Source organism: Streptomyces sp. NPDC054834 (assembly GCF_053611185.1).
The window spans coordinates 42,432-64,666 of sequence record NZ_JBSGZV010000038.1 but is presented as its reverse complement, the minus strand read 5'-3'; the positions used below and the strand labels follow the sequence as shown (position 1 = coordinate 64,666).

At 70.4% G+C, this 22,235-nt stretch carries 20 protein-coding genes; 12 read left to right on the top strand and 8 right to left on the bottom strand.

The window, feature by feature from the left end:
- Positions 1 to 17: 17 nt before the first annotated feature.
- Positions 18 to 1,730, bottom strand: coding sequence for an MFS transporter (locus tag ACWGJM_RS35960; RefSeq protein ID WP_453415964.1), 1,713 nt, complete (start codon positions 1,728 to 1,730; stop codon positions 18 to 20).
- A 265-nt stretch (positions 1,731 to 1,995) separates the two neighbouring features.
- On the opposite strand from ACWGJM_RS35960, the gene ACWGJM_RS35955 reads away from it, so the two are divergent.
- On the top strand, positions 1,996 to 2,808 hold the full coding sequence (locus ACWGJM_RS35955; protein WP_453415963.1) for a TetR/AcrR family transcriptional regulator: 813 nt from the start codon (positions 1,996 to 1,998) through the stop codon (positions 2,806 to 2,808).
- Positions 2,809 to 2,848: 40 nt separating this feature from the next.
- Here ACWGJM_RS35955 and ACWGJM_RS35950 read toward each other — a convergent pair whose 3' ends face one another.
- Both ACWGJM_RS35950 and ACWGJM_RS35945 read right to left on the bottom strand, forming a co-directional pair.
- The gene (locus tag ACWGJM_RS35950; RefSeq protein ID WP_453415962.1) at positions 2,849 to 3,202 is read right to left on the bottom strand and encodes a peptidoglycan-binding domain-containing protein; all 354 of its coding nucleotides are present in this window, start codon (positions 3,200 to 3,202) and stop codon (positions 2,849 to 2,851) included.
- A 906-nt stretch (positions 3,203 to 4,108) separates the two neighbouring features.
- Entirely contained in the window at positions 4,109 to 4,600 is a 492-nt protein-coding gene (locus tag ACWGJM_RS35945) for a MarR family winged helix-turn-helix transcriptional regulator (protein WP_453415961.1), read from the bottom strand.
- A gap of 172 nt (positions 4,601 to 4,772) precedes the next feature.
- On the opposite strand from ACWGJM_RS35945, the gene ACWGJM_RS35940 reads away from it, so the two are divergent.
- Positions 4,773 to 6,137 (top strand): pyridoxal phosphate-dependent decarboxylase family protein, encoded by a 1,365-nt coding sequence (locus tag ACWGJM_RS35940; protein ID WP_453415960.1) that lies wholly within the window; start codon positions 4,773 to 4,775, stop codon positions 6,135 to 6,137.
- A gap of 23 nt (positions 6,138 to 6,160) precedes the next feature.
- Here the strand turns inward: ACWGJM_RS35940 and ACWGJM_RS35935 are convergent, their stop codons facing one another.
- A complete protein-coding gene (locus ACWGJM_RS35935) occupies positions 6,161 to 7,453 on the bottom strand; it encodes a cytochrome P450 (RefSeq protein WP_453415959.1) in 1,293 nt (430 codons plus the stop codon).
- Positions 7,454 to 7,464: 11 nt separating this feature from the next.
- Positions 7,465 to 8,778 carry a glutamine synthetase family protein gene (locus ACWGJM_RS35930; protein WP_453415994.1) on the bottom strand — a complete coding sequence of 438 codons (1,314 nt, stop codon included), beginning with the start codon at positions 8,776 to 8,778 and terminating at the stop codon, positions 7,465 to 7,467.
- 386 nt (positions 8,779 to 9,164) lie between these two features.
- Here ACWGJM_RS35930 and ACWGJM_RS35925 point away from each other — a divergent pair, with 386 nt between their 5' ends.
- From ACWGJM_RS35925 to ACWGJM_RS35880, 10 genes are all read left to right on the top strand, one after another.
- On the top strand, positions 9,165 to 9,353 hold the full coding sequence (locus tag ACWGJM_RS35925) for a ferredoxin (RefSeq protein ID WP_453415958.1): 189 nt from the start codon (positions 9,165 to 9,167) through the stop codon (positions 9,351 to 9,353).
- Between the two features lie 3 nt (positions 9,354 to 9,356).
- Positions 9,357 to 10,565, top strand: coding sequence for an NAD(P)/FAD-dependent oxidoreductase (locus ACWGJM_RS35920; protein WP_453415957.1), 1,209 nt, complete (start codon positions 9,357 to 9,359; stop codon positions 10,563 to 10,565).
- Positions 10,566 to 10,575: 10 nt separating this feature from the next.
- Positions 10,576 to 11,388 (top strand): acetoacetate decarboxylase family protein, encoded by an 813-nt coding sequence (locus ACWGJM_RS35915; protein WP_453415956.1) that lies wholly within the window; start codon positions 10,576 to 10,578, stop codon positions 11,386 to 11,388.
- A gap of 123 nt (positions 11,389 to 11,511) precedes the next feature.
- On the top strand, positions 11,512 to 12,972 hold the full coding sequence (locus ACWGJM_RS35910) for an aldehyde dehydrogenase (RefSeq protein WP_453415955.1): 1,461 nt from the start codon (positions 11,512 to 11,514) through the stop codon (positions 12,970 to 12,972).
- Entirely contained in the window at positions 12,965 to 13,903 is a 939-nt protein-coding gene (locus ACWGJM_RS35905) for a 3,4-dihydroxyphenylacetate 2,3-dioxygenase (RefSeq protein WP_453415954.1), read from the top strand. Before ACWGJM_RS35910 ends, ACWGJM_RS35905 begins: the two co-directional genes overlap by 8 nt.
- A gap of 11 nt (positions 13,904 to 13,914) precedes the next feature.
- Entirely contained in the window at positions 13,915 to 14,760 is an 846-nt protein-coding gene (locus tag ACWGJM_RS35900) for a fumarylacetoacetate hydrolase family protein (RefSeq protein WP_453415953.1), read from the top strand.
- A gap of 43 nt (positions 14,761 to 14,803) precedes the next feature.
- Complete coding sequence (locus tag ACWGJM_RS35895) at positions 14,804 to 15,430, top strand: TetR/AcrR family transcriptional regulator (RefSeq protein WP_453415952.1); 627 nt, start codon at positions 14,804 to 14,806, stop codon at positions 15,428 to 15,430.
- Between the two features lie 188 nt (positions 15,431 to 15,618).
- Positions 15,619 to 17,064, top strand: a complete 1,446-nt coding sequence (locus ACWGJM_RS35890; protein ID WP_453415951.1) for an APC family permease — start codon at positions 15,619 to 15,621, stop codon at positions 17,062 to 17,064.
- 61 nt (positions 17,065 to 17,125) lie between these two features.
- On the top strand, positions 17,126 to 18,616 hold the full coding sequence (locus tag ACWGJM_RS35885) for an aldehyde dehydrogenase (RefSeq protein WP_453415950.1): 1,491 nt from the start codon (positions 17,126 to 17,128) through the stop codon (positions 18,614 to 18,616).
- Entirely contained in the window at positions 18,613 to 19,308 is a 696-nt protein-coding gene (locus ACWGJM_RS35880; protein ID WP_453415949.1) for a gamma-glutamyl-gamma-aminobutyrate hydrolase family protein, read from the top strand. Before ACWGJM_RS35885 ends, ACWGJM_RS35880 begins: the two co-directional genes overlap by 4 nt.
- On the opposite strand, the gene ACWGJM_RS35875 is transcribed toward ACWGJM_RS35880, so the two are convergent.
- The 3 genes from ACWGJM_RS35875 to ACWGJM_RS35865 all read right to left on the bottom strand — a co-directional run bounded on the left by ACWGJM_RS35875 (position 19,309) and on the right by ACWGJM_RS35865 (position 22,099).
- Positions 19,309 to 19,881 (bottom strand): MarR family winged helix-turn-helix transcriptional regulator, encoded by a 573-nt coding sequence (locus tag ACWGJM_RS35875; RefSeq protein ID WP_453415948.1) that lies wholly within the window; start codon positions 19,879 to 19,881, stop codon positions 19,309 to 19,311.
- Positions 19,882 to 20,012: 131 nt separating this feature from the next.
- A complete protein-coding gene (locus ACWGJM_RS35870; protein ID WP_453415947.1) occupies positions 20,013 to 21,629 on the bottom strand; it encodes a sodium/solute symporter in 1,617 nt (538 codons plus the stop codon).
- Positions 21,626 to 22,099 carry a DUF485 domain-containing protein gene (locus ACWGJM_RS35865; RefSeq protein ID WP_453415946.1) on the bottom strand — a complete coding sequence of 158 codons (474 nt, stop codon included), beginning with the start codon at positions 22,097 to 22,099 and terminating at the stop codon, positions 21,626 to 21,628. Before ACWGJM_RS35865 ends, ACWGJM_RS35870 begins: the two co-directional genes overlap by 4 nt.
- Positions 22,100 to 22,235 lie beyond the last annotated feature (136 nt).

Sequence of the window (22,235 nt, the reverse complement as noted above, 5' to 3'; positions counted from 1 at the left end):
GTGCTGAGCCCGCGCTCTCAGTGCCCGGAGGACTCCTCGGGACGCGCGTGGCGCGGCAGGAGGAACGAGAGCAGGAAGGTCAGGGCGAGCATGCCGTCGACGATCCACAGCACCGTCTTCATGACGGAGCCGAATCCGCTCCGGAAGGCCGACGACGCGGTGGTCTCCAGTGCGGCGGGTATCCGGGCACCGGCCTGTGGTGAGGTCACGGCGGACCGCGAGTCCTTCTCCAGGCGCGCGCAGGACGCCGGGGTCGCGGCAGGATCCTTGGCGACGGCGCGGTCCGAGGCGCACTTGCGCAGGTCTGCCACGAGGCGTTCCTGAACGGTGGGCGCCACGTGCGCGGCGGCCAGTTGCCCTCGCAGGCCGGCCGAGTGGTGGTCGACGGCGGTGGCGATGCCGCCGCCCAGCAGACCGAAGAACACGGTGCCGAGGAGGGCCACGCCAAAGGCGCCGCCGAGCTGCTGCATCGCGGTCATCGTGCCGGACGCCGAGCCTGTCTCGTGCTGTTCGACACTGGCGAGCACGATGTCGAAGAACGGCGCCATGAGCAGCCCCATCCCGACGCCGGTGACGAGCAGGGACGGCAGGAGCTGCCAGGGGCCGACGCCGCCCCCCACCATGTCGAGGGTCAGCCACACGCCGAACACGCCGGCCGCCATGAGCAGCGTGCCCGCCTGAAGTACGGCCCGTCCGAACCGGGCGACACCTTGAGCGATCCCGAAGCCGACGATCATGCCGCCCGACCAGGGCACCATCACCAGTCCGGCCTTGAGCGGCGAATAGCCGAGGCCGATCTGGGTGTAGAGGTTGAAGACCAGCATGAAGCCCTGCATGGTCGAGAAGAAGACCAGCCCCAGAATCATGCCGCCACTGAATCCACGCTTGCGGAAAAGGCTCGGGACGACCAGCGGATCCTGGCCGGCCTTGCTGCGGCGCGACTCGTACTTGCCGAAGGCCACGAAGGCGATCACCGAGGCGGCCATCATGACGAACGCCCACACGGGCCAGTCGTACTCACGGCCCTGGACCAGGGGGAAGATGATGAGCAGCGCGGCCAGCGAGACGAGGACCATGCCGGGGATGTCCAGGCGCGGTTTGCTGCCGGACAGGCCCCTCGGCAGGTAGCGCAGGGCACCGAGGAAGGCGGCGGCACCCAGCGGCAGGTTGATCAGGAAGATCATCCGCCAGCCGGTGCCGAAGTAGTCGGCGTCCACGAGCCAGCCCGCCAGGATCGGCCCGCACACCGCGGACAGTCCCATGACCGGGCCGAACATGCCGAAGGCCTTCTGCGACTCCTTCGGCGGGAACATCTCCTTGATCATGCCGAGGCCCTGCGGCAGCATCACCGCGCCGAACAGGCCCTGTACGACGCGTGCGACGATCAGCATCTCGGGTGACACGGAGATCGCGCAGAGCAGCGAACCCAGAGTGAAGCCGGCGGCTCCCACGAGGAACATGCGGCGGCGCCCGTGAATGTCCCCGAGCCGCCCTCCCGTGACGAGCCCGACGGCCATCGAGAGGGTGTACGCGGCGGCGAGCCACTGGAGAGTGGAGGCCCCGCCGCCGAGGTCGGCCCGCATGGAGGGACCGGCGATGTTCGTGACAACGGCGTCGAGGAGGTCCATCACCTCGGCCGCGAGGATCACGAAGAGCGCAGCCCAGCGCCACCGGTAGGGCGCTGGCGAATCGGTGGGCGTCTCGACGGACGCGACACCGGTGGTGGTCATCGGAACTCCTCGCTGAAGGACGCGCCGCGGCCGCGGGCGTGGTGGGACGGATGGACGTAACTGGCCGCCTCGCCGGCACGGCCAAGGAAGGCGGACGACCGGACATGCGGGAGAACACTGTTCACCGTAGCAGAACAGTGCTCTCCAGGAGAACGTTGTTCATCAAGATATAGCGCAGCCCCGCGGCCTGACAAGATATATCGCGTATTCGGCCGTGCGGCTCACGGAAGGAGAACACTGTTCTTCCGATGCCTAGACTGTGTTCATGACCGACGCGGCAGCCGACACCCCCGCATCCCCTCCGCCGTCCCCCTGGGAGCGTGAGCGCCCAGCTCGTGCCCGCATCGCCCCGGCGCGCACACCGCTGTCGCGCGAGCGGGTCGTCGAAGCCGCCTTCGCCGTGCTGGACCGCCAGGGTCTCGACGGGCTGTCGATGCGCCAGGTGGCGGCCGAACTGGGGGTCGCGGTCTCCGCCCTCTACGCCCACGTCAGCTCCAAGGACGATCTCCTGGAGCTCATGTACACCCGGCTCTTCACCGGCTTCGAGATGCCCGAGCCCGCCCCGGAGCGGTGGCGGGAGCAGGTGCGGGACTACGCCCGCTCCGCACGGCACCGCCTGCTGTCCCACCGGGACATGGCCAGGATCTCCATGGCCCACGTCCCCTTCACCGCCGAACTGCTGCCGCACGTCGAGGCGTTGCTCGCCGTCTTCCGTACCGCCGGGCTGCCCGACCGCATCGCGGCGGAGGCGGGTGACCTCATCTCCACCTACATCGACGGGTTCGTCCTGGAGGAGGGCATGTGGCAGGACCGCGCCACCGGGCACGACGGTGACAGTGCCTCTCCGGGCCGGCCGGACTGGGGCGAGATGGCCGAGAAGATGCAGAACTACTTCGCGTCGCTGCCCGCAGAGGACTTTCCCCACCTGCGAGCCCTGTCCGGGCTGATGGTGACGGGTTCCTCCGAGGAGAGGTTCGACATCGGTCTGGAGATCATCCTGCGCGGCCTGGCGAGCTACCTGCCCGAGTCGGCAGCCGGCGCGAGTCCGGACGTGCGCCGGGCTTCAGACACCACCTGATCTGCGACACCGCATCCACGCACGCACATGTGGCAGGCGACTACTTCGTGCGCAGCATGAGGGCGTAGCGGGTGTTGTCTCCGTACACGCCGGCCTCGTCCCCGCGGATGCCGAACCGTTCCTGGAACCGGGCCACCGCCTGCCGGACCTCCATGCCGAAGCGGCCGTCGATCGCACCGCCGTCGTAGATCTGCGGGATCTGGAGCAGGCGTACCTGCAACTCGTACACCCCGTGGCCGCTGTCGCCCTCACGCAGTACCCCGGTGCCCGGGATCTCGGGGAGCCAGGTGTCGTCGGGCAGGGGCCGTTCCGGTTGCCCCAGGGACGCGGGCGGCGCCGTCGGTGCGGAATGCTCGTTCGTGAGCAGCGAAGAGGCAAGGATCAGGCCGCTCACGGCCCCCAGCCCGAAAATCCCGGCGACCCGGGTGTGCCGCCGTTCGGTGGATCGCCGATGTCCTCGGCTTTCCTCAGGTAGCGGCGGCCGGTGGGGAGCCGGGCGTGGTGGCGACTGATGGGGCGGGGCGATGGGAGGCGCCGTGTGTGGAGCAGGGCGCCGAGGGCCGGCCGCCGGGGAAGCGTCCGGAGGCGAGCCGGCTCCGAGACGCATGCTCACCGGCGGAGGCCCAGGGACTGGGCAGGCTGCCGACGGCCCGGACCGCGTCGGGCCTGCTTCGCTGGTGGCGGGCTGCTCTCCCGTCGCCCGGTGGACACCGCGCGACCACAGCGGCTGCACCCCGGCGTCCTGCGGAGCCCGGCGCACGCGGCCGGTGCGCGGGGCATGCACGACGGACGGTGGAACGCCTTGCGCAGGAGTGGGGAGAACGCCTTGCGCAGGGGCGGGAACCAGGCCTGCGGGAGCATTCCCCATCCGCTGTGTCCGCGGCGGGTACGCGGGCGGAGGCGGGGGCGCCGGGGGAGACGAGGGGGCACTGGGGGGATCCGCGCGGTTGCCGCCAGCGGCCACTTCGCCGTGGTGATCGAAGGACCGCGGCGGACCTGCCGTTCCCTGGCTATCATCCGCCATGCGAAGCTCGGCGCGCGCGGCGTCAAGGGCGTCCAGGATCGCCTGGAAGGAGTCCTGGATCTTCTGCGCGGCCTGACGCTCCGAAGCGAGGGACGGCTGTGGTTCGGGGCCGTCGCGGTCCATCGGCAGTCCTCCTCGACCCACGTCCGTGGGACACCCGTTTCCTTCTGCGGGATACGCAGTCCGCCCAGGGTTGTCTCAATTCCGCGGGAACCGGTCAGCCGCAACCGGTAGGCGCTGAGGCTTGCCCGGTGCACCCCGGGTGCCGACGGTTTCTCACCCGGCGTCCCCGCGCAGCGCGTTGTCGATCTCGCCCAGCGCATGGGTCAGCCGGGCGTAGTCCCCGGAGTCCAGCGGGTCGACGAAGTACCGCTGGACGACGCGGGCGTGGACATCCGCGGCCTGGAGGAAGGCCGCACGGCCCTGCCGGGTCGGTTCGACCAGGGCCACCCTGCGGTCCTCGGGAGACGGCAGGCGGCGGACCAGGCCGGCTTCCTCCATGCGGTCGATCAGGCGGGTGGTGCCGCTGCTCGTGAGCGTGAGGTCGTCGGCCAGCTGCCGCTGCGAGACCTCTTCGCCGGGCTGTCGGCAGAGTCTGATCAGCACCTCCATCATCGTGTGACTGATCCCGCACTCCTGCCGCAGCGCTGTGTCGATCCGCTGCTCAAGACGGGTGGCGGACTTGATCAGCAGCCCGAAGTCGTGGACGAGCGCGCTGTTGGCGGCGCGGGCGGCGGCTTCGTCGCCCGTCCGGATCGCGTCTTTCACCTGGCTGAGCCCTCCAGTCCGTGCCGGCCCGGGAGGGCCCTTCCCGCGAGTTTACTGTCTCATCATCTACTGACGTCTCAATTGCTGAGCAATCAATTGCTGACTGCTCAGCGAAATTCTATGGTGGGTGCGCGCCACCTCACCGCAGACGCCAGGGAAGAGGGAGAGACCAGTGGACCTGCAGTACTGGCTGGGCCGAGCCACCGACGCGATACAGGAATGGGCCGACACCTTCGGCCCCTACCCGGCACACGCCTCCGTCCTGGTCGACGACGACAGGTTCGCCGAGGCGTTCGAGGAGCTCACCGGGCGGCTGAGCGACAACTACCCCTTCTTCCACCCGCGCTACGCGGGGCAGATGCTCAAGCCCCCGCACCCCGCCGCCGTGGTCGGCTACCTCACCGCCATGCTGATCAACCCGAACAACCACGCCCTGGACGGCGGCCCCGCCACCGCCCGCATGGAACGCGAGGCCGTCGCACAGCTGGCCGCGATGTTCGGCTACGACGCCCACCTCGGCCACCTCACCACCAGCGGCACGATCGCCAACCTCGAAGCACTCTTCGTCGCCCGCGAACTCCACCCCGGACAGGGCATCGCCTACAGCTCCGACGCCCACTACACGCACGGCCGCATGTGCCATGTCCTGGGCATGAAAGGGCACCCGGTCCGCACCGACGACCGGGGCCGAATGGACCTCGACGCTCTGGAGGACCTGCTGCGCACCGGCGAAGTGGGCACCGTCGTCCTCACTACCGGCACCACCGGGCTCGGAGCGGTCGACCCGGTCCATGAGGCCCTGGTACTGAAGGAGCGCTACGGCGTCCGCATCCACGTCGACGGCGCCTACGGCGGCTTCTTCACCCTGCTGGCCGGCGCCGACGGTCCGGAGGGCCTCCCAGCCGAGCCCTGGCAGGCCATCGCGCAGTGCGACTCGATCGTCGTCGACCCGCACAAGCACGGGCTCCAGCCCTACGGCTGCGGCGCCGTTCTCTTCCGTGACCCCGGGGTGGGCCGCTTCTACCTCCATGACTCGCCCTACACCTACTTCACCTCCACAGAGCTCCACCTCGGAGAGATCAGCCTCGAATGCTCACGGGCAGGAGCCTCCGCCGCTGCTCTGTGGCTCACCTTCCGGCTCCTGCCTCCCACCCCGAAAGGGCTCGGCCAGGTGCTGGCAGCCGGCCGGCGCGCCGCGCTGAACTGGGCGGAACTGATCACCGCATCGGACGCCCTGAAGCTCTATCAGCGCCCCGAGCTGGACATCGTCAGTTACTTCCCGGCCGTCGAGCCCGCCACTCTGTCCGGCATCGACGCCGCCTCCGCCCGCATCCTGGCCGACGGCATGACCGGCCCCGACCCGGTGTTCCTGAGCACCCTCAAGGCCGACCGGGAAGCGTTCACCGCACGCCACGCCGGGATCACCGCCGACGCCCAGGGCGCCCGCGTCCTCCGCAGCGTCCTCATGAAGCCGGAGTCCGAGCACCACGTCAAGCACCTGCACACCCGGGTCGAGGAGCTCGCACGGTCCCGGTGATCACCTGCCTGGCCCCGCTCCGGTCAGGCGAGAGTCACTTCCACCGGCAGCTTCTTGATGCCGTTGACGAAGTTGGAGCGCACCCGGGGCACCTCACCGGCCAGGCGGATGTCGGCGAGGCGGGGGATCAGCTCCTCGAACATGATCCGGATCTCGGTGCGGGCGAGCAGGTTGCCCAGGCACAGGTGCGGGCTGCCCTTGCCGAAGGTCACGTGGTCGTTGTTCTGCCGGGCCACGTCGAAGTCGTACGGATTGCCGAACACCTCCTCGTCGCGGTTGCCGGAGGCGTACCACATGACGACCTTGTCGCCCTCCTTGACGTGCTTGCCGCCGAGCTCCACGTCCCGGGTCGCGGTGCGCCGGAAGTGGTAGACGGGGGAGGCCCAGCGCAGGAACTCCTCGACCGCTGCGGGGATCAGGGACGGTTCGTCCTTGAGGCGGGCCAGCTGCTCGGGGTGCTGGAGGAGGGCCAGCATGGAGTGGGTGATGGTGTGGCGGGTGGTCTCGTTGCCGGCCACCACCAGGAGCAGGAAGTAGTTGTCGAAGTCCCGCGGGGAGAGGGGGACGCCGTCCCGCGGGGTGGTGTTGACCAGCTTGGACACCAGGTCGCTGCCGGCGCCGCCGCGCCGCTGCCGGGCCAGTTCGCGCCCGTACTCGAAGACCTCCAGGGAGGCGGGGGAGCGGAAGGGCAGGTCGCGGTACTTCTCGCTCTCCTCGCTGTGCAGCAGGACGTCCGCGTAGTCGGGGTCGGTGTTGCCGATGATGCGGTTGCCCCAGTCGATGAGCTGCTGGTTGTCCTCCGGGGGGACGTCGAGGAGGCGGGCCAGGACGTTGATGGGGAAGTCGGCGGAGACCTCCTTGACGAAGTCGAAGGTTTCCTTGGCCAGGGCCGCGTCCAGGGTCCGGGCGGTCAGCCCGCGGAGGAAGTCGGTGTAGCTGCTGATGACGCCGGCGCCGAACTGGCGCTGGATGACGCTGCGCAGGGCACGGTGGCGCACGCCGTCCAGCTCCAGGATCGAGGCGCGTTTTCTGATCTGGTCCTCGTCGACCTCCTCCAGGTTGACGAACCTGGTGGAGGTGAAGGTCTCGGCGTCCCGGTCGACGCGCGCGATGTCGGCGTGCCGGGTCACGGCCCAGAAGCCGGAGTTGGGGGCGTCCTCGGGCTGCCAGTGGACCGGGTCCTCATGGCGCAGGGTGTGGAACATGCGCCACGGGGTGACCCCGTCGGTGAAGTTGTCCAGATCGGCGAGATCGACGTCCGCGAGCGGCAGCGGCTCGGGCAGCTCGGTGGTCCGGGTCTCGGCAGTCATCGTCATGCTCCCAGGTGTCACAGGTGGTAGGCGTACTCGGTGAACTCCCAGTCGGTGACGTGCCGTCCAAAGCGTTCGACCTCGTTGCGCTTGTAGGAGAGGTAGGAAGTGGTGAAGTCCTTGCCGAGCAGCTCGGCCAGGGCGGTGTCGGCCTCCAGCGCGTCGAGTGCGGCGGACAGGTCCCTCGGCAGCACGGCAGCCCTGGCGGTGTCGTAGCCGTAGCCCTCCAGCGGGGCGGAGGGCTCCTCGCCCGCCAGGACACCCAGGAGCGCGGCGGCGGCGGTCGCGGCGATGGCCAGGTACGGGTTGGCGCTCGCGTCGCCGAGGCGCAGTTCGAGCCGGGCGCCGGAGCCCCGCTCGGGTGGGATGCGGACCATCGCGCTGCGGTTGTCCATGCCCCAGTCGATCAGCCAGGGGGCCAGGGTGTCGGGGCCGAAGCGCTTGTACGAGTTGACGGTCGGGTTGAGCAGCGCGGTCAGGGCGGGCGCGTGGGCGAGGACACCGGCGATCGCGTGCCGGGCGGTGGCCGACAGGCCGTAGGCGCCGGAGGGGTCGTCGAAGGCGTTGCGGCCCTCGGGGCCGGTGCAGGAGAGATGCAGGTGGAAGCCGGAGCCGCCCGCGTCGTTGAAGGGCTTCGCCATGAAGGTGGCGAGCCTGCCCTCGCGCCGGGCCAGCTCCTTGACCGCGGCCTTGAACCGGAACGCCCGGTCGGCGGCGGAGAGGGCCTCGGAGTGCAGCAGGTTGATCTCGAACTGTCCGCCGTCGAACTCGTGGTTCCCGCTGAGTACCCCGAGGCCGAGGCCGCGCACCTGGCGCAGGGTGCGCAGCAGGTGGTTGTCGGGGTCGGCGCGCAGGCCGGCGGTGTAGACGACGCCGGCGGTGCCGGCATAGCGGCGCCAGCCGCCGGCCGGGTCCGGATCGCACAGGAAGTACTCCAGCTCGGGTCCGACGACCGGGCTCAGCCCGTGCTCCCGGCACCGGTCGAGGACCGAGCGAAGCAGGTCGCGTGGCGACTCAGGGGCAGGTGCCCCGGTGGCGGGGACGACGACATCGGCGAGACAGGCGGCCACCCCCGGCTCCCAGGGCAGCGCGGCCAGGGTGTCGAGGTCCGGCCGTACGCAGATGTCCGGCAGGCCGGCGTCCAGACCGCCGCTGACCGGGACCACATCCCCCTGCGGACTGGTGTGGTACACGGCCCGGCAGAAGGCCAGCCCGTGCTCCACGGCCCGGGGCAGCTCCTCCAGGAGCACGTCGCGGGCCCGGTCCGTGCCGAGGAGGTCGGGATACGTCACCCGGACGACGTCGATGCCGTCGGCGGCGAGCCGGTCCATGTGCCGGCGGACTTCTGACAGGTCTTGATCGCTCACCGTTGTCTCCTCGGACGGACGGACGTCGGGGCACCGCCTCCCGGACCGGGGATCCGGGGGGCCAATGGCTTGGGAGGTGAGGGCCGGGGCGCGATGACGCGGGCAGCCGTCCGGCCTGTTGTTTGAAACCAAAAGGTAGGGAGGGGTGCGCCTTGCCGCAAGGGGGCGACGCAAAGAATTTATCCATACGGATAGCTATTGACCAAGGAGTGGAGCCTGCCTACCTTGTTTGAAGCCAAACGAGTCCGGGTTGCGGTTCGCCGCACCCCGTTGGCAGGGCCCGGCCGATATGACCGGCCGGGCCCACTTCTCCCTCCCCCTTCGCTTCCGCTCCCTCAGGAGGACCGGCCATGAAGGTCGTCGTCGACATGAGCAAGTGCCAGGACCACGGCCAGTGCGTCTTCGCGGCCCCCGAGGTCTTCTCGCTGGACGACGCGGGCCACCTGATGTACGTCTCCGACCCGGACGACGCGCTGCGCGACGAGGTCGAGGAAGCGGCCGACGTCTGCCCGCTCCAGGCCATCCGGATCGAGGCCTGACTCATGAACGCACGCATCGTGGTGGCCGGCGCCTCCATGGCCGGCCTGCGCGCCGCCGAGCAACTGCGCGCGGCGGGCTGGAGCGGCGCGATCACCCTCGTGGGTGACGAACCGCACATGCCGTACAACCGGCCGCCCCTGTCCAAGGAGTTCCTGGCCGGTGAGGCCCCCTTCGAGTCCCTGGCCTTCCGGCCGCGCGCGAGCGTGTCGGACGTCGAGTGGCGGCTGGGCAGAAGGGTCGTCGCCGCCCGGTTGGACGAGCGGACGGTCCGGCTCGACGACGGCACCGTGCTGTCGTACGCCGGACTGGTCGTCGCCACCGGGATGCGCCCCCGGCGCCTGAACTGCCCTGGACCGCTCGCCGGTCGGCACACGGTCCGTACTCTCGACGACGCCCGGCGCTTGCGCGACGAGCTGACCCGGCCCGGAGTTCGGGTCGTGGTGGTGGGCGCGGGATTCATCGGGTGCGAGGTCGCCGCGACCGCCTTGGGTCTTGGCGCTGCCGAGGTGACGGTCGTCGATCCGCAGCGCCTGCCGATGGCCGGGCCGCTCGGGGAGCTGCTGGGACGGGCGCTGCTCCGGCGGCACGAGGAGCGCGGGGTGCGCTTCGCGCTGGGCACCGGTGTGGCCGTGTTCGCCGGTGAGGAGAGGGTCACCGGTGTGGTGTTGAGTGACGGTTCCGTGTTGCCCGCGGATGTGGTGGTCGAGTCGGTCGGATCGGTCGCCAACACCGAATGGCTCGACGGCAACGGGCTCGACCTCGCCGATGGTGTGCTGACGGACGAGCTGCTGCGGGTCGGCGGGCGCCCGGAGGCCGTGGCGGTCGGCGACGTGGCCCGTTTCCCCAACGCCCGCTATGACGACGTGCCGCGCCGGGTCGAGCACTGGTCGATCCCGGCCGACACCGCCAAGCATGCGGCGAGGGCGCTCGTGGGCCATCTCTCCGGAGAACAGGACGAGTTGGCGCCCTTCGCGCCGCTGCCCACGTTCTGGAGCGACCAGCACGACTTCCGGCTCCAGTCCTACGGCGCACCCGCCCTCGGCAAGGACGACGTCCGGGTCCTCGACGGCGACCCGGACGGGGACGTTCTCGCCGGTTACCACCGCGACGGCCGGCTCGTCGGCGTCGTGGCGCTCGGCGGCCAGGCCGTCGCCGCATCCGCCGCCCGCTACCGCGCCGAGCTGCTGAAGCAGCCCGCACTGACTGATTGAGGAGCCTCAAGTGACCGGTGTCCGTGGTTACTTTCATCCGAAGACGGCGAGCGGCGCCTCGTCGCTGATCCCCTCGCCCCCGTGGCGGTATTCGGGTGACCTGCTCACCGTCGAATACCGCACGGATCCCTCGCGGGTGCGTGAACTCCTGCCCGAGCCACTGGAGTTGGCGGACGAGGATCCCGGTGCGGTCGCTCTGATCTGGGCCGACTGGCAGTCCTGCTCGGCGTCGGGGGAGGAGCTGCTGGATCCGGTGCGCGCGCAGTACAAGGAGGCGTTCGCGGTCGTGCGCTGCCGGTACCGGGGGCAGACGTACTCGCGGTGCGTCTACATCTGGGTGGACAAGGACTTCGCGATCGCTCGCGGGCTGCACCAGGGGTATCCGAAGAAGCTCGGGTCGATCCACCAGACGCGGCCGCATCCCTATGGGCCCGCGCCTCGGATCGAGGCCGGGGCGCGGTTCGGGGCGACGCTGGCCGCGGGGGACCGGCGGTTGGCTCAGGCGGTGGTGACGCTTCGGGAGCCGGCCGGGACGAACGGGTTCGTCAATGGGCATCCGATGGCTCATCACCGGTGGCTGCCGTCGATCGAGAAGGGCAAGGGACTGGCTCTGGATGAGCTGATCGAGTCCGGGGCGGCGGACTTCAAGGGGGGTCAACCGTGGATGGGAGAGGCCGAGTTGGAGCTGTTTGAGGCGCCCACGGAGGAGCTGGCCCGGCTGGAGATTCGTGAACCGATCGCCGCGTATTACCGGCAGGTCGGGGTGGTTTGGGATGGGGGGCGGCTGCTGGAGGTGGGGATGTCCGGAGCGTCTGCCGGGTGAGGCCGGTGGGTCGCTGCGGGTCCGTAGTGGTTGGTCGCGCCCACGTGGCGGTCGCCGCACATTCGACACAGCCCCGCGCCCCTAGGTAGGTCACCTCCCCTTCGTTCAAAAGGAGCCCTGTTCATGTCTCACGACATCATCGTCGCCGGTGTATCCGTCGACACCCGGCACTGGATCGGCGGTGAACGCGTCGCCTCTGCCGAGACCTTCACCGACAACTCGCCCATAGATGGGCAACCGATAGGTGAAATCGCCCGCGGCGGCCCCGCCGAAGCCCGAGCCGCCGTCGCCGCCGCCCGCGCCGCCTTTCCCGCCTGGGCCGCCACCCCCCGCGCCGAACGCGCCCGCCTGCTCCACGCCATCGCCGACGGTGTCGAGAAGCGGCTCGATGAGCTCGCGATCGTCGAGACCACCGACAATGGCGCACTGCTCCGTTCCCACCGCCGTGGCGTCATGCCCCGCGTCGCCCACAACTTCCGCTTCTTCGCCGACCGGCTGCTGAAGCTGGAGCACGACGACTTCGAGACGCGCGGACACACCAACCACGTCAGCTGGGACCCCGCCGGCCCCTGCGTGCTGATCACCCCGTGGAACGCGCCGCTCATGCTGGCCACCTGGAAGGTCGCCCCAGCCCTCGCCGCCGGGAACACCGTCGTCCTCAAGCCCGCCGAGTGGTCCCCGCTCACCGCCTCCCTGCTCGCCGACATCGCCGCCGAGGCCGGGCTGCCCGCCGGCGTCCTGAACGTCGTACAGGGCTACGGCGCCGAGATCGGCGACGCCCTCACCTCCCACCCGGACGTGCGCCGGATCAGCTTCACGGGGTCTGTGCCCACCGCCCAGCGGATCGCCGCCTCGGCCGCCGCCAATCTCACGCCCTTGAGTCTTGAACTCGGGGGCAAATCACCCCTGTTGGTGTTCGCCGACGCCGAGCTGGATCTCGCCGTGGACCTCGCGGTGGAGCAGTACGACAACGCAGGGCAGGTCTGCCTCGCCGGAACCCGTCTGCTCGTCGAGGAGTCGGTCGCCGAGGAGTTCACCCGCCGTTTCGTGGAGAAGGCGAGCTCGCTCGTGCAGGGCGACCCTCGCGACGAGGGGACCGACATCGGGCCCAACATCCACCCCCGTCAGCTGGAGAAGATCGACGGATTCGTGCGGCGGGCCGTCGCGGCCGGCGCCCGTGCCGTGATCGGCGGACACCGTAAGGACGGCCAGTTCTACGCACCGACCCTGCTCAGCGAGGTCGAGCAGGGCAGCGAGATCGTCCAGGAGGAGGTCTTCGGGCCGGTCCTGACCCTCCAGACCTTCGCCGACGAGGAGGAGGCCGTCCGGCTCGCCAACGACACCCGGTTCGGGCTCGCCGCCACCCTCGCCACCGGCGATCCCGAGCGCGCCGAGCGGGTCACCGCGCGGCTCGTCGCGGGCACCGTCTGGGTCAACTGCTTCTTCGTCCGTGACCTCCAGGCACCCTTCGGCGGCTCCCGCCTTTCCGGTGTCGGGCGCGAGGGCGGTACCTGGAGCTTCGACTTCTACTGCGACCTGAAGAACACCGTCACCGCACCGAAGGGCTGGAAGGACCATGGGTGAGATCGTCGGGGCGGGGCTCCTCGCCCATGTCCCCACCATCGTGCTGCCGGAGGCCGAGCGGCTGGAGCTCAACGAGGGCAAGGAGATCACCCTCGTCACCGGACTGCGGGAACTGCGTCGAGACGTCTTCGAGCGGAATGCCGCAAACGAATACGACACCGTCGTCGTCCTCGACTCCCACTGGGCGACCACCGTCGAGTTCGTCGTCACCGCCCAGCAGCGCCGCGCCGGCCTGTTCACCTCCGAGGAACTGCCGCGCGGCATGTGCCGGATGCCGTACGACTTCCCCGGCGACCCCGAACTCGCCCACAACATCGCCTCGTTCGCGGAAGAGCACGGCACCTGGATCACCGCGATCGACGACGAGTACCTGCCGATCTACTACGCCACCATCAACCTCTGGAAGTTCCTCGGTGAGGGTCTGCCCGACAAGCGGTGGGTGACCGTCGGCGTCTGCCAGACCGGTGACATGGAGGACCATCTGCGGCTCGGGCGGGCGCTCGCCGACGGTATCGCCGCCACTCCGGGACGCCGGGTGCTGGTCATCGCCTCGGGTGCCCTTTCGCACACCTTCTGGCCGCTGCGCGAGCTGCGTGACCACGAGGCCAGCGACCCGGTGCACATCTTCACCCCCGAGGCCCGTGAGGCCGACCGCGAGCGCATCGCCTGGTTCAAGGAGGGCCGCCACGACAAGGTCCTCGACACCATGGACGTCTTCTGGAAGTTCAAGCCCGAGGCGAAGTTCTTCCACTACCTGATGATGGCCGGCGCCCTCGGCGAGCAGGCCTGTGTCGCCCGCGCCCGGCAGTACGGCGAGTACGAGAACTCCGTCGGCACCGGCCAGGTCCACCTCTGGTTCGACCGGCCCGCCGACGGCTGGACCGGCACCGGCCTCCGGAAGTCCCCGCGCACCCCGCACAGCCGTATCTGAGGAGCCCCGCCATGCCCGAGTACCGCCGCATCCTTCTCGACGGTGCCGCCGTCCAGGTCACCGTCGAGGGGGACGAACTCGTCGCCGGGGACGGCCGCCGCGTCAAGATCGAGGGCGCTCAGCACCTGCCGCCGGTCGTGCCGTCCAAGGTGATCGCCGTCCACCTCAACCACCGCAGCCGCGTTGACGAGTTCCAGATCGAGCTTCCGGACACGCCGACGTACTTCCACAAGCCGACCTCCGCCCTCAACTCCCACAGGGGCGCCGTCGTCCGTCCCGAGGGCTGCAAGTGGCTCAACTACGAGGGCGAGGTCGCCATCGTCGTCGGGAAGACCGTGCGGAACATCTCCCCGGCCGAGGCGGGGGAGTACATCGCCGGTTACACCGTCGCCAACGACTACGGGCTGCACGACTTCCGGGACACCGACGCCGGTTCCATGCTGCGGGTGAAGGGTTCCGACACCCTGTGCCCGCTCGGCCCGGGTCTGGTCACCGACTGGGACTTCCACGGCAGGCGGCTGCGGACGTATGTCAACGGCGAGGTCGTCCAGGACGGCTCGACCGACGAGATGAAGTGGGACATGCACTATCTCGTCGCCGACATCGCCCGCACGATCACCCTCTACCCCGGCGACGTGCTGCTGTCCGGCACCCCGGCCAACTCCCGGCCGGTCCGGCCCGGCGACGTCGTCGAGGTCGAGGTCGAGGGACTCGGACGGCTCACCAACCACATCGTCACCGGTCCGACCCCGATCCGTGCCGACGTCGGCGCCCAGCCCACCGAGTCCGAGGAGGTGCTGTCCACCGCACTCGGTGGCGACTGGGAGTTCCGTGGTATCCGCGCACCGCGCCGGTAAGCACCCGGACCTGCGGCCCAGCCCGGCGGGTAGGGTCGCGACCATGACCGAATCCGCCGAGAACCCGCACCAGTCCGACTCCGGGTCACGCAAGCGGCTGGGGTACGGCGAGGGGCGCGAGGCGCTGCTCAAGGCCGCGGTCCGGGTCGTCGGGCGGCGAGGACTGCGCCACCTCACCTACCGTGCCGTGGCCGAGGAGGCCGGGGTCACCCATGGTCTGGTCGTCCACCATTTCGGCTCCCGGGACGCGCTGATCGAGGAGTCCCTCGCCTACGCCGTGCGCGTCAGCCTGAGCAGCAGCCTGCTGGAGCCCGGCACCGGCCGGCCCGAGGACTTCGTCGGCGGGCTGACAGACATGGTGGAGGACGACGCGGACGGCCAGGCGTACCAGTACGAGCTGCTGCTGGAGGCCCGTCGCCGCCCGGAGCTGCTGCCGCAGGTGCGCGCACTGTACGACGAGTACTTCGGCGCCTCGCAGCGCGAGCTGGCCCGCATACTGCCCGGCGACGCGAGCCCGGCGTTCAACCGTCTGGTCTTCGCCGCGCTGGACGGCCTGGTGCTGCACCAGCTGACCGGAATCGGCGATCGCGCGGACACCGAGGCAGCCCTCGCCGAGCTGCGCTCGCTGCTGCGCACCCTGGGTGAGCGGCCGCAGGAGAACCGCGACTGAGCGTGCCCGACCCGGAATCCCCCCGTCGCGGTCGCGCCGGGGGGTTTGCCATGCCCCGGGAGCAGCGGTTTCCCTGTCGTAAATTCCCCTCCCCGCCCCCTTGTCAGATGGATAGTTCCGGCTCACCATGAGGCAACTCGTTTGGCTCAAAACGAAAACTTCTCCCTTCTCCTCAGCAGGTGATCCGAGTGGACAGTCAGACGGTCGACGCCTCTCCGCAGGCCGGAGAGGGCACCCGCCCCGCGGCAACCCTCAAACGCAACGCCCTGGGTGTCCTGGGCATCCTCTTCTTCGTCCTGTCCGCCCAGGCGCCGCTCACCGGCATCGCGGGCGCCGTCCCGATCGCCGTGGCGGTCGGCAACGGCCCCGGGGCGCCGGCCGCCTATGCCGTCGCCGGAGCGGTGATCCTGCTGTTCTCGGTGGGTTTCGTGGCCATGGGCCGGCACGTCGTGAACGCCGGCGCCTTCTACACCTACATCGGCAAGGGCCTGGGCCGGACGACGGGCAGCGGCAGCGCCGCGGTTGCGCTGTTCGCCTACTGTACGGTCCAGGCCGCCATGTACGGCCTGTACGGATTCACCGTCAGCGGGCTGGTCGAGCACTACTCCGGCGCGCACCTCGCCTGGTGGGTGTGGGCCCTGGTGACCATGGCCGTCGTCCAGGTGCTGGGTGCCGCCGGGATCGAGCTCGGCGCCAAGGTGCTCGCCGTGTTCGTGCTGGCCGAGTTCAGCATCCTGCTCGCGTTCGCCCTGGTCACCTTCTTCAAGGGCGGCGGCCCCGAGGGCCTCGACTTCGGCGGCACCTTCTCGCCGGGCGCCGTGCTCCAGGGCGCGCCCGGTGTGGCACTCATGTTCGCCGTCGCTTCGATGTTCGGCTTCGAGGCCACCGCCATCTACGGCGAGGAGGCCCGCGAGCCCCACAGGACCGTCCCCCGGGCCACCTACCTGTCGGTCGCGGTCGTCACCGGCTTCTTCGCCTTCGTCTCCTGGATGCTGGTCTCCTCCTACGGCCCCTCGAAGGTCACCGCGGCCGCGGGCAAGGCGCTCGCGGGCGGCGACTCCACGGTGTTCGTCTTCGCGCCGATCGCCGACCAGTTCGGCGGCTGGGTCAACGACGTGCTGCCGATCCTGCTGGGCACCTCCCTGTTCGCCGGCATCCTCGCCTTCCACAACTCCGCCAACCGCTATCTGTTCTCCCTCAGCCGCGAGGGCCTGCTGCCGCCCCGGCTGCGCACCCTCAACCAGCGGCATGCGCCATGGGCCGCGGGCGTGGTGCAGACGGCGATCGCGGTGCTCCTGGTGATGCCCTTCGCGCTCGCGGGCAAGGACCCGGTCCTCACCCTGTTCTCCTGGTTCAGCGGTGTCGGCGTCCTGGCCTGCATGCTGCTGTACTTCCTCACCTCGCTCTCCGTGATCGTCTTCTTCCGCCGCGAGCGCCTCGACACCCGGCCCTGGCAGACGCTGATCGCCCCGGCCCTCGGCGCCCTCGGCATCGCCGCCGTGATCTGGGTCGTCCTCGCCAACTTCACGACCCTCATCGGCGGCGACGCCACCACGGCCACCTGGCTCGTCCTGGCCGTCCCCGCGGTGCTGCTGCTCGGGGCGGGGACCGCGCGGGTCGTCCACGGTCGCTGACACGCCTTCGCCGGGCCCGGCCACCGCGCGGCCGGGCCCCCGACCTCTCGACAGGAACACCATGCTCGCCGTCACCCATGACGAACTGCTCAGCCGGGCCAAGGCACTCGACCTGCCCGCACAGCACCACATAGACGGGACCGACGAACCCGGGGGAGGGGCGGCCTTCGCCGTCGTCTCACCCCGTGACGGGCAGCTCCTCACCCAGGTCGCCGACGCCGGGCAGGCCGAGGTCGACCACGCCGTGTCCGCCGCCCGCCGGGCCTTCGACTCCGGCCCGTGGCCGCGGCTGGCCCCCGCGGAACGCGGCCGGATCCTGCTGCGGATGGCCGAACTCCTCGAAGAGCGAAGGGAGAAACTCGCCCTCACCATCACACTGGAAATGGGCAAGCCGATCACCGAGGCGTACGCCATCGAACTGCGCGCCGCGATCAACACCTTCCGCTGGTACGGCCAGCTGGCCGACAAGCTCACCGACGAGTCCCCGCACACCGCGCCCGACGCCCTCGCCCTGGTCACGCGGGAACCGGTGGGCGTGGTCGGCGCCGTGGTCCCCTGGAACTTCCCTCTCACGCTGGCGAGTTGGAAGGTGGCCCCGGCGCTCGCCGCCGGCTGCACGGTCGTCCTCAAGCCCTCCGAGTCCTCTCCGCTCTCCGCCCTGCTCCTCGGCCGCATCGGTACCGAGGCCGGACTCCCGCCCGGCGTCCTGAACGTGGTCACCGGCGACGGCCCCACGGCCGGGCGGGCCATCGGCCTCCACCCGGACGTCGACGTGCTGGCCTTCACCGGCTCCACCGCCGTCGGCCGTCACTTCCTGCACTACTCGGCCGACTCCAACCTCAAGCGGGTCTGGCTGGAACTGGGCGGCAAGTCGCCCAACATCGTCCTTCCCGACGCCCCCGACCTGGACCGGGCCGCGGCCACCGCCGCCTGGGGCATCTTCTTCAACCAGGGCGAGATGTGCACCGCCCCCTCGCGGCTCCTGGTCCACTCCTCGATCGCCGAGCGCGTGACGGAGGCGATCGTGCGCCGCGCCGAGGAACTCCGGCTCGGCGACCCCCTCGACCCGGCGACCGAGATGGGAGCGCTGGTCGGGGAGTCCCACCTGGAGCGCGTACAGGACCACATCGCCACCGGCCGTGCGCAAGGCGCCAGGCTGCGCACGGGAGGCGAACGCACCCTGACGGAGGCCGGCGGCAGCTATCTGCGGCCGACCGTCTTCGACCGCGTCGACCCCGGCATGCGCCTGGCCCGGGAGGAGATCTTCGGCCCGGTGCTGTCCGTCCTCGCCTTCGACGACCTGGACGAGGCGGTCCGGCTCGCCAACGCCACCGAGTACGGCCTCGCGGCCGGGCTGTGGACCTCCGACCTGTCCACCGCGCACAAGGTCTCCCGCGCCCTGAAAACCGGCACGGTCTGGGTCAACTGCTACGAGGAGGGCGATCTGACCGTGCCCTTCGGCGGCATGAAGCAGTCCGGGAACGGGCGGGACAAGTCAGCGCACGCGATCGACAAGTACACCGAACTCAAGACGACCTGGATCCAGCTGTGACCCGTCCGCTCATCGCCGTACCCGCCCGCTTCTCCGCCACCACCTCGGCCCTGCGCTTCGCCGCCGAGGTCAACGCCCGGGCACTGATCGAGGCCGTCTGGCGGGCCGGCGGCGAACCCGCGAGCATCCACCCCGCCGACACCGGTGTGGCCGGCCGGCTCGCCCGCTTCGACGGCGTGCTGCTGCCCGGCGGCGGCGACCTCGCCCCGTACCGCTACGGCGCCACCGACACCCATGACAGCGTCTACGACGTCGACGAACTCCAGGACACCTTCGACCTCCAGGTAGCCCGCCACGCGCTGGAGGCGGGCCTCCCCCTGCTGGCGATCTGCCGTGGACTACAAGTCGTCAACGTGGCGTTGGGCGGCACCCTGGAGCAGGACATGGGCGGCCCGGCGCGCGCCCATCGTCACCTCCGCCACCCGGTGACCGTCCGGACCGGCTCCCGCCTCGAACAGGCCATGGGGGAGGAGAAGGCGGACGCCTCGTGCTACCACCACCAGCGCGTGGCCCGCCTCGGTGACGGGCTCACCGTCACCGCGACCGCCGCCGACGGCACGGTCGAGGGTCTCGAACCGACCGACGCCCGGGGCTGGTTCACCGCCGTGCAGTGGCATCCCGAGGACACCGCGCACGAGGACCCGGTCCAGCAGCGCCTGTTCGACGCGCTGGTGCGGGCGGCCGCGAGCTGATCAGGCCCTGGGGCGCCGTCCGCTGCGGCGCGGCGCGGGCTCGGAGCCGTCGAGCAGTTCGCGGCGGCGCTCCTCGCCGCGCTCCTCCACCTGGAGCACGACCCGCCGCAGTCCCTCCGCGAGACTGCGGCACTCGGCGTCGCTGAGCCGGGAGGTCACGAAGGCCTCCTCCTCGTTGAACGCCGGGAACACCCGCTGCATCAGTTCCTCGCCCTTGTCCGTGAGACCGAGCAGCACAAGCCGGCCGTCGCTCGGATGCCCGGCACGGCTGAGCAGCCCGCGCGACTCCAGGGTGCGGGCCACCCCGGTGAGCGTGCCCTTGGAGATCCCGGCCTCCTCGGCCACGTGCCGGGTCTCCGACTCGCCCCACACCCAGACGACCCACAGCACGACGAACGCCGTCCAGGTGAGGTCCGAGCCGCGCAGCACGGAGTTCTCCAGGTGCTGGCGCACAGCCGAGGCGGCCCGGTAGATGTTCGCCACGGCCGCCATCTGCTCCCGGCGGATCGGGATGCCGCCGAGCTTGGCCGAGGCGAGCTTCTCGGCTTCGGTGATGGATCGCTGGCCGGGCACGGGCGGCTCCTTCGGGTCCTTCGGGTCCTTCTGGTCCTTCGCCGACGACCGTACGGCGGCTGACCGCCGCACGGTCGTTCGGTCTCAAATTGTAGGGGGGTGGCAGGCGTCGAGGCCCCGCCGCCCATGGGTCATTCGGCTGCGGCCAGCAGTTGTGCCTCGCTCTCCTCGTACAGCCGACGGTTCCCCTGGCTCTCGGCAGCGTTGCGCCAGTGGTCGAGACGGCTGCCCAGCCAGCCCGCCAGATACCCGAACGGGATGGAGACCAGACCGGTGGACTGCATGGGGAACCAGCCGAAGTCCGCGTGCGGGAAGACCGCGGACGGCGTGCCCGAAACGGCCTTGGAGAAGACCATCAGCACCACCGCGCAGGCCGCGCCGCCGTAGAGGGCGGCGAGCAGGCCGGTGCGCGTGAATCCCCGCCAGAACAGGGAGTAGGTCAGAGCAGGGGCCACGGCCGATGCCCCGACACAGATCGCCAGTGTGGTCAGCACGCCGACGTCCCAGTTCTGGACCAGGGTGGAGAGCATGATGGCGACGATCCCCACCGCCACGCTCGTCCACGCCGCGACCGTCATCTCGGTACGCGGCGCCGCCTGTCCGCGCCGCGCCGCTTGGGCGAACAGGTCATGGGCGAGTGACGAGGCCGCGGCCAGGGTCATCCCCGCGACCGAGGACAGCAGGGTGATGAAGACCGTGCCCGCCACGGCCGCGTAGAGAATCGTCGTGCCCACGGAGCCGGCGTCGCCGCCGAGCGCCCGGGACAGCATCAGCACCGACGTCCTGCCGTGCGGGTCGGCCGCGGTGATGTACCGCGATCCCACCAGTGCCGCCGCGCCCGTACCCATGACGATCACCAGCAGGCAGAACGTGGTGACCGTACCCACCGCCCACGACATGGAGCGGCGTACGGCGGGCACGTCCCGCGCGGAGTACAGGCGCATCGTGATGTGCGGCAGGCAGGCCGCGCCGAGGATCACGGTGATCTGGAGAGTGGCGAAGTCCAGCCGGTCACCGGCCGAGGTGCCCAGTTGCAGGCCCTGCTGGAGGAAGGCGGGGCCCGCGCCGCTGCCGCGCTGGGCGGCCCGGAGCACTTCGCCGGGGCTCCAGTCGAAGCGGTTCAGGACCAGGGCCGCGACGGTGATGCTGGTGCCCAGCAGGATCACGATCTTGATCATCTGGATGAGCGCGGTGCCCCGGATGCCCCCGATGGCGGCGTAAATGATCATCAGGCTGCCGACCAGGACGATGCACGTCGTCCTGGCGCCGGCCTCGTGGGGGATGCCCAGGATGAAAGTGAGCAGCGACCCGGCTCCGGACAGCTGTACGACCAGGAAGGGCAGGGTCGCCGTGAGCGTCACCACGCAGGAGGCGATGCGGACGGCCCGCCCGGGCATGTTGCGGGCCAGGACGTCGCCCATGGTGAAGCTGCCGGCGTTGCGCAGCGGTTCGGCCAGCAGGAACATCAGCAGCACCAGGGACATGGCGGTGCTGACCGCCAGGACGTAACCGTCGTATCCGGCGAGCGCGACGATGCCGGTGGTGCTCAGCACCGTCGCCGCGGAGATGTAGTCGCCCGCGATCGCCAGGCCGTTCTTGAGCGGGGTGAGCGAGAGGTAGCCCGTGTAGAAGTTCGTCAGGTCGTCGCGGTCAGGTCCCGCCATGACACACATCAGCAGTGTGATGGTGACCAGGGCGCTGAACAGGACCAGGACGAGGGCCTGTGTCCCGGAACCGAAGTCGTTCATCTCGCCACCCCGGCATCCCGGCCCGGCCGGACCGTTCGCTCCCTGACGAGCTGCGCCAACGGGTCCACGAAGCGCTCGGCGCTGCGGCCGTACCAGACGACCGCCGCGAAGGTGACGACGAGTTGGAGGACCCCCAGTGCCATGCCCAGGCTCACCTCACCGGCGACCTTCGTCCCCATCAGGTCCGGTGCGCAGCAGGACAGCACCACGTACACCACGAAGGAGCCGAGCGCGGTGAGCGTGGAGACCCGGCGGAGCATTCGGTAGGCCGAGCGCAGGGCGGCGAGATCGGCGCTGTGCCGATCGGGCTGGTCCGCGTACGGTTCGTACCTGGCGTTGTGCCCGTACGAGTCGTACGGAGAGGTGTCGTATCCGTACGAGTGGTACCGCGGGGCAGGGGGCTCGGGTCGTTGCTGTGGCCATCCCGGCGGTGCTGGTGGTGGGTACCGGTGGTCGTCGGGGTGTGTCATCGCATGGCCTTCCGGTGCGGCGCGGTTCCGTGGGAGGTGGCGGTGAAGAACGGGTGCGGCGGCGCACGATACCGACTGGTTGGAATGCCTGTTAAGCCCGCCGACCATCACGTTTAGGGTTCGAAGCCGCACCCGG